Raw genomic sequence first — 13,212 nt, forward strand, 5'->3', positions numbered from 1 at the left:
TACAAAATAAATTAATACCGTGCCAAAAGATTTATCTATCCGTTCCGTTCTGATTATCGGTTCTGGTCCTATTGTAATTGGTCAAGCCTGTGAGTTTGATTATTCTGGTTCTCAAGCAGCTCGTTCATTGCGAGAAGAAGGAATCGAAGTGATTCTGATCAATTCCAACCCTGCCACCATCATGACGGATCCTATGAATGCCGATCATGTCTATTTGAAGCCATTAGATAGAGCTTCTATCATTCATATTTTGGAAAGACACCAAGTGGATGCTGTGTTGCCAACGATGGGTGGACAAACAGCCTTAAACTTGGCTATTGATTGTGAAGAAGCTGGAGTTTGGCAAAAATATGGTGTAAAGATTATTGGGGTTGATATCAAAGCCATTGAGACAACAGAAGATCGCGAGAAATTCCGTTTGAAAATGTTGGAATTGGGTGTGGGGGTTTGTAAAGGAAGAACCGCTCGTTCTTTCCTAGAAGGAAAAGAAATTGCCCAAGAAACAGGTTTCCCGCTAGTAATTCGCCCTTCTTTCACATTGGGAGGTACAGGAGGAGGCTTCGTGAATGACCCTAAGGACTTTGATGCAGCTTTGAATAAAGGTTTGCATGCATCGCCTACTCATGAGGTGTTAGTTGAACAGTCTATCATGGGCTGGAAAGAATATGAATTGGAGTTGTTACGTGATAATTTAGGTAACGTTATCATCATTTGCTCCATTGAGAATTTTGACCCAATGGGTATACATACAGGAGATTCCATCACGGTGGCTCCCGCTATGACATTGCCAGATACAATTTACCAACGCATGCGTGATATGGCCATTATGATGATGAATGCCATCGGTAAATTTGCAGGAGGATGTAATGTGCAGTTTGCACTGAATCCTGAAACAGACGACATTATTGCCATTGAAATCAATCCTCGTGTTTCTCGTTCATCTGCTTTGGCTTCCAAAGCAACGGGTTATCCAATTGCAAAAATCGCTGCCAAAATGGCGATTGGTTATAACTTAGATGAGTTAACCAATGCAATTACGGGAACTACTTCAGCGTATTTTGAACCAGCTTTAGACTATGTGATTGTGAAGGTTCCTCGTTGGAACTTTGATAAATTCAAAGGTGCAGATCGCTCTTTAGGCCTTCAAATGAAATCTGTTGGAGAGACTATGGGAATCGGTCGTAATTTCCAAGAAGCTTTACAAAAGGCTTGTCAATCTTTGGAAATCAAGCGTAACGGTTTAGGTGCAGATGGAAAAGAATTGAGAGATCAAGATGCTATTATGCATTCATTGGCTAATCCATCTTGGAACCGTTTGTTCCACGTTTATGATGCCTTTAAAATGGGTATATCTTTCAAAACGATTCAACAATTGACTAAAATCGACAAATGGTTCTTATACCAAATTGAAGATTTAGTTCGGGTTGAAAAGGAAATTGAGCGATATACTTTAGCTACTATTCCAACCGATTTATTAGAAGAAGCGAAACATAAAGGTTTTGCTGATCGCCAGATTGCCCATGCCATGCGATGCCTGGAGTCAGAGGTGTACGATAAGCGTAATAGTTTAGGAATCAAGCGTTTGTATAAGTGTGTAGATACTTGTGCAGCGGAATTTGAAGCAAAAACACCTTATTACTACTCAACTTTTGGACAGAGTACTGCTTCCATGGACAATGAGTCTAAATCATCTGACCGTAAAAAAGTAGTTGTCTTAGGTTCGGGGCCTAACCGTATTGGTCAAGGTATTGAATTTGATTATTCTTGTGTACATGGTGTCTTAGCGGCTAAGGAAGCAGGTTATGAAACCATCATGATTAATTCAAATCCTGAAACAGTCTCTACGGATTTTGATATTGCAGATAAGCTATACTTTGAGCCTGTTTTCTGGGAGCATGTATACGATATCATTCAACATGAAAAACCAGAAGGTGTCATCGTGCAATTGGGTGGTCAAACAGCTTTGAAATTAGCAGAGAAATTATCTAAATATGGTATTAAAATCTTAGGTACTTCATTTGAAGCCTTGGATTTGGCAGAAGACCGCGGAGCATTCTCAAGCCTTTTGAAAGACTTGGATATTCCTTATCCTAAATTTGGAGTTTGCGAAGATGCCGACAATGCCGTGCTTTTAGGTCGTGAATTAGGGTATCCCTTATTAGTTCGTCCAAGTTATGTATTGGGTGGTCAATCGATGAAGATTGTAATCAATGAGCAAGAGTTGGAGCAACATGTGGTGGATATTTTACGGGATATTCCTGGAAATAAAATTCTACTTGATCACTTCCTTGAAAATGCAATAGAGGCGGAGGCTGATGCCATTTGTGATGGAGAAGATGTGTATATTATTGGAGTAATGGAGCATATTGAGCCTGCTGGAATCCACTCAGGAGATTCACACTCGGTATTACCTCCATTTGATTTATCTGAAAACGTGATCAAGCAAATCGAGGATCATACGAAGAAAATCGCAGTCGCATTGAAAACAAAAGGTTTGTTGAATATTCAATTCGCAGTTAAAAATGAAGTGGTGTACATCATTGAAGCTAATCCTAGAGCTTCTAGAACGGTGCCATTCATCTGTAAAGCATATCAAGAACCTTATGTTAATTATGCTACTAAAGTGATGCTAGGAGATAAAAAGGTAAAAGATTTTAACTTCCAGCCCGTTAAGAAAGGATACGCGATAAAGATTCCTGTATTTTCTTTCAACAAATTTCCGAATGTCAACATGGAATTAGGTCCCGAGATGAAATCCACCGGAGAAGCCATTTATTTCATTGATGATTTAAAAGATGAGTTTTTTAGAAAGGTGTATGGGGAACGAAATTTATATTTAAGTCGTTAATAGACAAAAAATAAAAATATGTTAAAGATTCTCGGTCTTATTTTCTTGTTTATATACGTCATTAGGCCTTTGTTCAAATTGCTGTTTAAGAGTTATATTATTACTCAGGTACATAGACAGCAATCTGAACAGGCTTATCGACAAAAAGAGACAAAAAGAGAAGGAAGTATAGATGTGGACTATGTCCCGCCTCAAGCTAAATCAAAGCCTCGGTCTACCAAAGTAGATGATGGCGATTATGTGCCTTTTGAAGAGATTAAAGAATAATATTATTTAGTATTTTAAAACGATTTTGTGGTTTTTCGGTTTAATATAGCATACCTTTCTTAAACCAATTGTACTTTTTTTGCCTAAATGAGGAATTTATTAACGTGGTGTTTTTTCTTGCTTGCCGTCTTGATGATCAACGACAGCTTGATTTTGAGCACGATTAAAAATACTCAAGAAGCATCAAAAGTTTGGGTAGATCAGTTCTCTGACATCAATTCAGAAGGTCAATCTTCTGATGAAGCGCAAGACATGGAAGAAGAAGGATTTGTATTTCTACTTCAGCCCGCATCCCATTTTCAGTTATTTCAAGTGAATCAACCTGAATTAGTCGTTCAGCTAAAGACTAATCCTTATCAGGATATCTCTTTGGACATGATTTGTCCTCCTCCTCAATTGTCGGTCTAACCCCGAACAATTAGAAACAAAACAATACAAAAACATTTCTTGTATCAGGTGAGTGGGGCTTTTAGCTTTCACACATCTATTAATTTGAATTATATGAAATATTTCATGCTATTCTTATGTGTTTTCTGTGCACACATAGGGATTAGCCAAGTACCGGCTAATTATAAAGCCCAGATAAATAAAAATATTAAATCCGAAGCTAAAGTTATTCAAGTGATCAATAAAGGGTATTCTAAACAAGTAAGTAAAGAGACTCCTAAGTATCAAAAAAGAGAAACCTTAATTGAACAAAACGTAGAAGTTAGCCAAGGATTAGAACGAAGTTCTTATAAACAACAGGCAATTGCCCAACCTAAATAAAGTAAAATGAATCGAGCGTCTAAGCTAGTGTTATGTATGGGAATTATCCTTTTGCAAGCATGCGGTACTAAAAATGAATCCAATAGTCAGGAAATATCCAGTCTAGAAGTCAGTGTACCTATCCAAATGGATACAACTATATCTCAGGAGTTTGTGGCAGATATACATGCCATCAACAACGTAGAAATACGAGCCCGAGTAAAAGGGTATTTGGATAAAATACATGTGGATGAAGGAAAGGCAGTTCGTAAAGGACAAGTTTTATTCACCATTAATAATTTGGAGTATTTGGCTGAGGTCATGCGAGCCAAATCGGTGTTAAACCAAACCATGGCTGATATTAAAGCGGAGGAATTGGAGTTAATTAATACCCGATTACTGGTAGATCGAAATGTCATTGCGAAAAACCAATTATCCATAGCATTAGCTAAAATAGAAGGATTAAAGGCGAAAAAAGAGGAAGCAGAAGCTCACGTAAAAGCGGCTCAATTACGCGTTGAATATTCTTCTATTCGGGCGCCATTTGATGGGGTAGTGGATCGGCTCCCCTTCAAATCGGGTAGCTTAGTCGACGAAGGCACTTTATTAACCACCTTATCGGATACCAAAAACGTATTTGCCTATTTTAATGTTTCTGAAAAGGAATATTTGGCATTTGCAGAATTGGGAGAAGGTTTTAAAAACAATACCGCTGTCACGTTATTATTGGCCAACGGTGATTTGTACCCACATTCTGGTAAGGTGGAAACAATTGAAGGTGAGTTTGATAAGAATACAGGTAATATTGCCTTTCGGGCAAGATTTGATAATCCAGAAAAACTGTTGAAACATGGATCATCTGGTCGCGTTCAAATGCCCAAAAAGGTGAATGGTTACTGGTTAATTCCACAAAAGGCGGTATTCGAAATTCAGGAAAAAAACTATGTTTTTGTCAAAGACAAGACGGGTATGTTGAAGATGAAAAGCCTAGTACCTGAGATTCGGATGCCGCACTTTTATTTAGTTAAAGGGTTCAATTCTGCCGATACCCTATTAGTTGAAGGTATTCAACTGGTGAAACAGGGACAAAAGATCAAAGGAGAGTATATTCCAATGCGTCGCATTTTGGAAAAATCTAAAACACTTTAAGCTAGAACCATGGTACAAAAATTTATAACCCGACCGGTTCTGGCAATTGTTGTTTCCCTCTTTATTGTGATTTTGGGAGTTATTTCTATGCAGCAACTGCCCATTACACAGTTTCCAGATATTGTTCCTCCGGCGGTGACAGTTACAACGAAATATACTGGAGCTAATGCAGAAGTATGTGCAAAAGCTGTGGTGACACCTTTGGAACGGGCCATCAACGGAGTGCCCGGCATGACCTACATGACATCTGTTTCTGGAAATGATGGAACTAGTATCATTCAAGTTTATTTTGAAGTAGGCACTGATCCAGATGTAGCGGCGGTCAATGTACAAACCAGAGTTCAAACGGTTTTGGATGAATTGCCAGAAGAGGTAATTAAGGCAGGTGTGGTGACAGAGAAGGAAGTGAATAGTATGTTGCTGTATGTGAACTTATTAAGTTCGGATTCAAGCATTGATGAAAAGTTTATTTACAATTTTGCTGATATCAACGTATTGCCTGAATTGAAGCGTATCAATGGGGTGGGTTTTGCGGATATTATGGGTTCAAGAGAGTATGCCATGCGTGTGTGGTTACACCCTGACCGCTTATTTGCGTACAAACTTTCAGCCGATGACGTAGTGGCGGCTCTAAGGAGTCAAAATGTGGAAGCCGCACCTGGTAAAATTGGCGAGAGTTCAGGTAAAAGAGCCCAAGCATTGCAATATGTGCTTCGATATACGGGGAAGTTTACCCAAGTGGCAGAGTATGAAAATCTCATCATCAAGTCCACGGAATCGGGTCAATTATTGCGATTAAAAGATGTAGCAGATATCGAGTTTGGATCATTAGATTATGATGTATTATCTAAGGAAAATGGGAAACCTTCAGCAGCCATATTACTAAAACAAAGACCAGGGTCTAATGCGGCAGAAGTGATTGCCACGGTGAAAAAACGTTTAGAAGAATTAAAAGTTAGCACCTTTCCTCCGGGTATGGGTTATACCATTAGTTATGATGTTTCCCGCTTTTTAGATGCATCTATCCATGAGGTAATCAAGACATTATTGGAAGCTTTTTTATTGGTGGCTTTAGTGGTGTTCTTATTCTTACAGGATTGGAGAGCGACCTTGGTGCCTATTATCGCCGTTCCAGTTTCTTTGGTCGGAACTTTTAGTTTCATGCTCTTTTTTGGTTTTTCGATCAACTTATTAACCTTGTTCTCTTTGGTCTTGGCCATTGGTATTGTGGTCGATGATGCCATTGTGGTGGTGGAGGCAGTCCATGCTAAAATGGAAGAAAAGCATATGTCAGTACTAGCAGCTACCAAAGAAGCCATGTTTGAAATTTCAGGTGCAATCATGGCCATTACCTTAGTGATGGTTTCGGTTTTCGTACCAGTTGCTTTTTTATCTGGACCTGTGGGAGTATTCTTTAGGCAGTTTTCGGTAACTATGGCTATATCCATTGCCTTATCAGGATTAACGGCATTAACGCTAACACCTGCACTTTGTGTCTTGTTATTGAAAAAGCCTCATTTGGATGATAAAAATATATTGGGTCGATTCTTTATTGCTTTCAACCATCGCTATGACAAGATTGCCAATAAGTATCTTGGGGTAGTGCAGTTTATCATTCATCGTAGAACCATCATGTGGGGAACCTTAGGGATTTTCACGTTAGCTACCGTGTTTTTGGTTCGTCAAGTACCTACAGGATTTATTCCAACAGAAGATCAAGGAACGTTATATGTGAACGTAACAACTCCATCTGGGGCGACATTAGAAAGAACAGAAAAAGTGATGGATGATGTGTACCAACAAATTAAAAGTGTGTCGGCCATAGAATCCTTTTCTAGTTTGGCAGGCTTTAGTTTATTAACAGATGGAAGCGGGGCTTCTTTTGGAATGGGTATTGTGACCTTAAAACCATGGGATGTGCGCGATAAAAACCTCGATGAGGTGATTGAGGAAGTTCGTGAAAAAACAAAGGAAATTAAAGATGCAAGCATTCAGCTTATTCCTCCTCCTGCTGTGCCTGGTTTTGGAAATGCCTCTGGATTTGAATTTCGAGTGCAGGATAGAACAGGTAGTGGAGATTTACAAAAATTATCTGCCGTAACATTGGAGTTTGCTAAAAAGCTGAATGAATCAGCAGCCATCCAAAATACTTTTTCCAGTTTTGACCCTACGTTTCCTCAGTATATGTTGGAAGTGGATCAATCAGCTGCTGCCCAAAAAGGAGTGAATGTGTTAACGGCCATGGATAATTTGCAAACCTTACTAGGTAGTTTTTATGCAACGAACTTTATCCGATTTGGACAGATGTACAAAGTCATGGTGCAAGTGGACCCTAGTTATCGTATTCATCCAGATGATGTCATGAAGTTTTATGCCAAAAATAAAGATGGAGAAATGGTGCCCTATTCCTCATTCATGAAAATGAGGAGAGTGTATGGTCCAGAGCAACTGACACGATTTAATATGTTTACTTCCGCCATGGTGAATGGTGAACCAGCTCCAGGATTTAGTACAGGTGAGGCCTTGAAAGAGATACAAACTCAAGCGGCTAAAAACCTGCCGAGAGGTTATACCATTGAATGGTCAGGCATGACAAGGGAGGAGTTTTTAGCGGGGAATCAAGCTATTTTCATTTTTATCGTTTGTTTGGTATTTGTGTACTTATTGCTCTCTGCTCAGTATGAATCATTTTTAATGCCATTCCCTGTGTTGATCTTTTTACCGATGGGGGCCTTTGGGGTATATTTATTCTTGCAGGTTTTTGGACTTCAAAACAACATTTATGCACAAGTAGCCATGGTTATGTTGATTGGTTTGTTGGGCAAAAATGCCATTTTGATTGTCGAGTTTGCCTTAGCGCAAATGAAACAAGGTGCCAGCATTATGGATGCGGCTAAACAGGGAGCCTTTGCTCGATTGAGACCTATTTTGATGACATCTTTTGCCTTTGTGGCGGGATTGATTCCCTTGATGATTTCAAGTGGAGCAGGTGCGATTGGTAATAGAACCATTGGTACAGCCTCTGCAGGTGGTATGATTATGGGAACGATAGGAGGATTAATTCTTATTCCTGGATTGTTTGTTGTCTTTGCTAGTATATCTGCTAAATTTTCTAAACCCAAGGTTTAATATGCGTCTAATTATCATAATAAGTATATTTTCCATGAGCTTGCTGTCTTGTCAGCAAGCCATTTTCCGAGACGCCCGAAAGATTGATGCGGAATTAGAATCTTATCGGATGAAAGATTTGGGACAGTCTGTTTCTAGCATTGAAGCCTGTTGGAAGAAAGACAGTTTATTAGTGCAATTGATTGATTCTGTCTTGATCCGCAGCAATGATATTAAAATTGGATTCCTAAATCTGGCCATTAGTCGTGCTCAATATACATTTGACCGAGGTGCTATGAAGCCAACAGTTTCAGGTGTTATTCAACCTAGTTTGAGAAAATTCAGTAAATACACCATGGATGGTGTAGGGAATTATGATACTAAGTTTTCGCCCAATATTTCCCAAGATCAAATTATCCCGGAGCATTTGCCCGATGTGATGATAGGCTTGCAGGCTTCTTGGGAAGTGGATATTTGGGGCAAGCTTTCTAAACGTAAAAAGGCGAGTGCATTGCGGTATTTAGCTACGGAATCAGGTCAACAATGGTACATTACTTCCTTGGTTTCTGAAGTAGCAGGCATGTATGGTCAGTTAGTCGCATTAGATCAAGAGTTAGATATTCTGAAAACCAATATTGGGATTCAATACAGTGCATTGAATTTGGTTAAAATTCAGAAAGAAGCTGGTGTGGTGAATGAGTCTGCTGTCCAGCAATTGGAGGCACAGTGGTTGAATTCTCGAGCTCAGGAAGGTCTGGTTTTACAACAGATTATCGAATTAGAAAATCAGCTTAGGTATTGGTTAAATCAGCCTAATAAAAAGATAGCACGATCTCAATATCCTTTCAATTGTTCATTGGACAGCTCTATGTATGCGCAAATCCAGATTGATCAATTGGAAAGAAGACCAGACGTTCGTCAAGCTAGATTAGAATTGGAGGCACAATTGTTAAATAAGCAAAGTGCCGACTTGGCGTTGAAACCATCGGTTGTATTATCAGGCATGTTAGGTGTTCAAGGTTTTCAGCCAGCTTATTTGTTTCAATTGCCCGCTTCCATGGCTTATCAATTAATTGGAGGAATTACAGCACCTTGGTTAAACCGTTCCGCATTGTATTCTCAAATTGGTCGGGAAAATGCTCGATGGAAGGCCTTAGATTTAACCTATCAAAATGCACTTTTAAAAGGTTTTTTGGAATGGGATACTCAGGTGAAATCCTTAGCTTATTTGCAGCGAATGGATCAGCTTAAGGAGCGAGAAGTGATGTTGACAAAATCAGCCATCGCTACTGTGGGAACACTATTTACCACCGCTAAGGCAAACTATTTAGAAGTACTTACTGCCCAACAAAATGCTTTACGTTCGGAATTGGAATTGCTTGAAATTTCAAGAAAACGTTGGATACATGCCATTCAGCTCTACCGAGTATTGGGAGGAGGCTGGTAATTAATTTGATTGCTCAATTAGTTTTTCAATCACTGCTGGGAAATCACGGTGTTCGAGAACTTGGCCTTTTCTGGCGACATCCTCTGGGCTGTCGCCAGGATCAATGCTGAATGAACTTTGATGAATGATGGCCCCTTCATCGTATTTTTCATTCACAAAATGTATGGTAATACCTGATTCCTTTTCTCCTGCTTCAATGACGGCTTCATGTACAAAATGACCATACATGCCTTTTCCTCCAAACTTAGGTAACAGGGCAGGATGTAAGTTGACAATGCGTTGAGGATATGCTTGAACAAAACTACTTGGTATCAGCCATAAGAATCCAGCTAATACAATCCAATCCGTATGCAAAGCTTGAATTTCGCTCAATACAACCCCATTTTTATACTCTTCACGGGAGAAAACTCGACAAGGGATATTTAGTCGTTTGGCACGTTCTATAACGCCCGCTTCGGGATTGTTGCAGTAAATACTACTTACTTGGGCCAAGAGGGAGCCTTGTAAATGTTGAATGATTTTTTCCGCATTGGAACCTGATCCTGAAGCAAAAATGACGATGTTTTTCAAGCCTAAACGATTATTTTCTTACAAATTTAGGCCATATTGCGGAACCTTTAGGCAAAATTTCAAGTTTTGTTTCTTCAGGTCAAAATCGGAACATGAAAATAGGAATCATTTGTTATCCAACGTATGGAGGAAGTGGGGTTGTGGCAACCGAGTTAGGAAAAGCCCTTGCCTCGGTTGGCCATGAGGTGCATTTTATCACATATACCCAACCCCCTCGATTGGATTTCTTTTCCGAGAATATTTTTTATCATGAGGTGAGTGTGGCATCTTATCCTTTGTTTCAATATTTACCTTATGAATCTGCTTTAGCCAGTAAAATGGTGGATGTGACCATCAATGAAAAGTTGGATTTATTGCATGTGCATTATGCTATTCCTCATGCTTCTGCAGCATATTTAGCGAAGCAAATTTTAAAGTATAAAGGAATCCACGTGCCGGTAATTACAACCTTGCACGGAACAGATATAACTTTGGTAGGAAGGGATCCTTCTTTTGAGCCCGTTGTTACTTTTTCCATCAATGAGTCTGACGGAGTTACAGCAGTATCTGAAAGTCTTAGAAATGATACCTATGCCGAATTTGAGATTTTAAGTGCAATTGAAGTTATCCCAAATTTCATTGACCTCAAGCGCTTTAAAAAACAAGCCAAAGAGCATTTCAAGATAGCTATTTGCCCACATGGAGAAAAGCTGTTGATGCATACCTCCAATTTCAGGAAAGTAAAAAGAATTGAAGATATCATTCATGTATTTGAAAAAGTCCGTAAAGTAATTCCTTCCAAATTGTTGTTAGTGGGTGATGGACCAGAACGTTCTGCCATTGAAGCGCTTTGTAGGGATTTAGGCGTTCAAGGAGATGTTCGTTTTTTAGGCAAATTGGATACCATTGAAGAAGCCCTTTCTTTAGCAGATGTCTTCTTTTTAACATCAGAAAAAGAGAGTTTTGGTTTGGCAGCTTTAGAAGCTATGGCCTGTGAAGTGCCCGTGATTTCATCCAATGCTGGAGGAATTACGGAAGTTAATATTCATGGAGAAACGGGCTTTGTGAGTGAAATTGGTGATATTGAAGATATGGCCAAAAATACCATTAAACTACTTTCAGACGAAGCATTATTGACGCAAATGAAGAAGAATTCATTGGAAAGAGCCCAATTATTCGACATTGAGAAAATATTGCCACTCTACGAAAATTACTATCAAAGAGTTATAAGTCAAAGTTGGAAATTCCCTACTCAGAATCTTTTGGATAGCGAATAGTTTCTATTATTTTTGTATCTATTGCCTAAGTCTACTAACAATTCAATTCCGATTTTTTTCTAAAAATTCGAAATATGGAAAAACAAAACATACGTCCGAAGCATTCGGGTTCCAAACAATTATTTGAAAATCCTTTTTTGGAGAGGTTGTCAAGAACTCATATTGCTATACCAGTAACTTTATTTTTTTTAACGGGCATGGTGCTTTTGTACTTTGCATTTACATATGCGGTATTGGATAATATGGTGATTTTAAGCCTATTTTTAATCGGATTTTTCGGATTTACATTCATTGAATATTGGGTGCATCGAAGCATTTATCACATTGAGCCCACCACCGAAGCGCGTTCCAAATTTCAGTACATTGCTCATGGTGTGCACCATGAATATCCAAAAGATAAATCTCGCTTGGCGATGCCACCAGTGATTGCTGTATTAGTCGTAGGAATGCTTTTTTCTATATCCTATTTTGCCTTAAACAATTATGCTTTTGCTTTCTTTCCTGGATTCATCTGGGGTTATGCATCTTACTTATTAGTGCATTATTGTGTACATGCTTATCCTCCTCCCAAAAACTATTTCAAATTGCTTTGGGTTAATCATGCTGTTCACCATTATAAAGATGGAAATGCTGTATTTGGTGTTTCTTCTCCTATTTGGGATTATGTGTTTGGTACGATGGATACCATGGATAAAGCAAAGGTTCAGGAAAACTTATAATGACAGTTTCGTGACTTCTGAACTATCTGGACATTCGGATTCGATTGTGCTCATGTTCTTTTTCAATACAGGATGTATAAATGCTGAGGCTATTTCTGCCAAAGGAATTAATACAAATTTTCTTTGAGGTAAAAAGGGGTGAGGGATTTGTAAATTACTTTCTTGGACAATTTGATCTCCATAAAATAGAATGTCCAAATCAATGATTCTTGCTTCCCACTGTTGTTTTCTTACTCGACCTAACTCTGATTCAATAGCTAATAATTCAGCGATTAATTCTTGTGGAGGGAGTTCGGTCAGTAATTCTAAAACTTGGTTTAAAAAATCTGCTTGATTCGTATTTCCCCATGCTTTGGTTTGATAAATGGATGAAAATTGAAGTATTGGCCCTATTTTTTTTTCAAGAATTGGATAGACATTTTTAAAAATTTCGAGGGTATTTCCTAGATTGCCTCCTAAAGAGAGGTAAATGTTGGTGGCCATGGTCAATTTCATTTCTAACAAACTTACAAATTTCTTTTTTATGCCTAAGAAAAATGCTCCATTGGAATTAAAACCAGGTATGCTATTGGTTTCGGAACCATTTTTGGAGGATCCCTCTTTTCATCGTTCCGTGGTATTATTATGTGAACATTCATCCTCTCATTCCTTTGGATTGGTGTTAAATCAACGACAAGAAATTGTGTTGGATTCTTACATGGATGAAAAGGTTATGGAAGATGTGCCGCTTTATTCGGGTGGGCCAGTTGACCCCACTATCATGCAATTTATTCACCGTAGGCCTGATTTAATACCCGATGGAATTGAGATTGGAGAAGGAATATTTTGGTCAGGTGATTTCGAAAGAGCCATCGAATTAGTGGTAGGAGGAGAAATTAATTTTGAAGAAATTAAATTTTTTATTGGTTACTCAGGCTGGGGTGCTGGTCAGTTGGATCGAGAAGTGAAATCCAATGCTTGGATGCTACATCCAGCCAAGGCGGAATATGTTTTTGATGAACCAACTATGAATTTGTGGAGGAAAGTCTTGTTTGATAAAGGAGGAGATTATCGGGTGCTATCTACTTATCCAGATGACCCAAATTTAAACTAAAGAGTCTC

12 protein-coding genes are annotated in these 13,212 nt (G+C 38.7%); 10 read left to right on the forward strand and 2 right to left on the reverse strand.

The window, feature by feature from the left end:
* Positions 1 to 19: 19 nt before the first annotated feature.
* The 7 genes from carB (at position 20) to EWU22_RS04095 (ending at position 9,566) form a co-directional block, all read left to right on the forward strand.
* A complete protein-coding gene (gene carB, locus EWU22_RS04065; protein WP_130924525.1) occupies positions 20 to 2,848 on the forward strand; it encodes a carbamoyl-phosphate synthase large subunit in 2,829 nt (942 codons plus the stop codon).
* 18 nt (positions 2,849 to 2,866) lie between these two features.
* Positions 2,867 to 3,115 (forward strand): DUF4834 domain-containing protein, encoded by a 249-nt coding sequence (locus EWU22_RS04070; RefSeq protein WP_109322084.1) that lies wholly within the window; start codon positions 2,867 to 2,869, stop codon positions 3,113 to 3,115.
* Positions 3,116 to 3,268: 153 nt separating this feature from the next.
* A complete protein-coding gene (locus EWU22_RS04075) occupies positions 3,269 to 3,523 on the forward strand; it encodes a hypothetical protein (RefSeq protein ID WP_130924526.1) in 255 nt (84 codons plus the stop codon).
* 93 nt (positions 3,524 to 3,616) lie between these two features.
* Positions 3,617 to 3,883, forward strand: a complete 267-nt coding sequence (locus EWU22_RS04080; RefSeq protein WP_109322086.1) for a hypothetical protein — start codon at positions 3,617 to 3,619, stop codon at positions 3,881 to 3,883.
* A 6-nt stretch (positions 3,884 to 3,889) separates the two neighbouring features.
* Positions 3,890 to 5,011: an efflux RND transporter periplasmic adaptor subunit gene (locus EWU22_RS04085; protein ID WP_130924527.1), complete on the forward strand. Its 1,122-nt coding sequence runs from the start codon at positions 3,890 to 3,892 to the stop codon at positions 5,009 to 5,011.
* Between the two features lie 9 nt (positions 5,012 to 5,020).
* Complete coding sequence (locus tag EWU22_RS04090) at positions 5,021 to 8,140, forward strand: efflux RND transporter permease subunit (RefSeq protein WP_130924528.1); 3,120 nt, start codon at positions 5,021 to 5,023, stop codon at positions 8,138 to 8,140.
* 1 nt (position 8,141) lies between these two features.
* On the forward strand, positions 8,142 to 9,566 hold the full coding sequence (locus EWU22_RS04095) for a TolC family protein (RefSeq protein WP_130924529.1): 1,425 nt from the start codon (positions 8,142 to 8,144) through the stop codon (positions 9,564 to 9,566).
* On the opposite strand, the gene purN is transcribed toward EWU22_RS04095, so the two are convergent.
* Complete coding sequence (gene purN / locus EWU22_RS04100) at positions 9,567 to 10,136, reverse strand: phosphoribosylglycinamide formyltransferase (RefSeq protein WP_130924530.1); 570 nt, start codon at positions 10,134 to 10,136, stop codon at positions 9,567 to 9,569.
* Between the two features lie 92 nt (positions 10,137 to 10,228).
* Between purN and bshA the strand changes: the two genes are divergently transcribed.
* On the forward strand, positions 10,229 to 11,392 hold the full coding sequence (gene bshA, locus EWU22_RS04105) for an N-acetyl-alpha-D-glucosaminyl L-malate synthase BshA (protein WP_130924531.1): 1,164 nt from the start codon (positions 10,229 to 10,231) through the stop codon (positions 11,390 to 11,392).
* Between the two features lie 74 nt (positions 11,393 to 11,466).
* Positions 11,467 to 12,111, forward strand: coding sequence for a sterol desaturase family protein (locus EWU22_RS04110; protein WP_109322092.1), 645 nt, complete (start codon positions 11,467 to 11,469; stop codon positions 12,109 to 12,111).
* Here EWU22_RS04110 and folK read toward each other — a convergent pair.
* A complete protein-coding gene (gene folK, locus EWU22_RS04115; RefSeq protein WP_161566783.1) occupies positions 12,106 to 12,594 on the reverse strand; it encodes a 2-amino-4-hydroxy-6-hydroxymethyldihydropteridine diphosphokinase in 489 nt (162 codons plus the stop codon). The two genes, EWU22_RS04110 and folK, sit on opposite strands and share 6 nt — an antisense overlap.
* A gap of 40 nt (positions 12,595 to 12,634) precedes the next feature.
* On the opposite strand from folK, the gene EWU22_RS04120 reads away from it, so the two are divergent.
* Positions 12,635 to 13,204 carry a YqgE/AlgH family protein gene (locus EWU22_RS04120; protein ID WP_161566784.1) on the forward strand — a complete coding sequence of 190 codons (570 nt, stop codon included), beginning with the start codon at positions 12,635 to 12,637 and terminating at the stop codon, positions 13,202 to 13,204.
* The last annotated feature ends 8 nt before the right edge of the window (positions 13,205 to 13,212 follow it).

Origin of the sequence: Aquirufa nivalisilvae (genome assembly GCF_004307455.1) — a bacterium.
Lineage (GTDB): Bacteria > Bacteroidota > Bacteroidia > Cytophagales > Spirosomataceae > Aquirufa > Aquirufa nivalisilvae.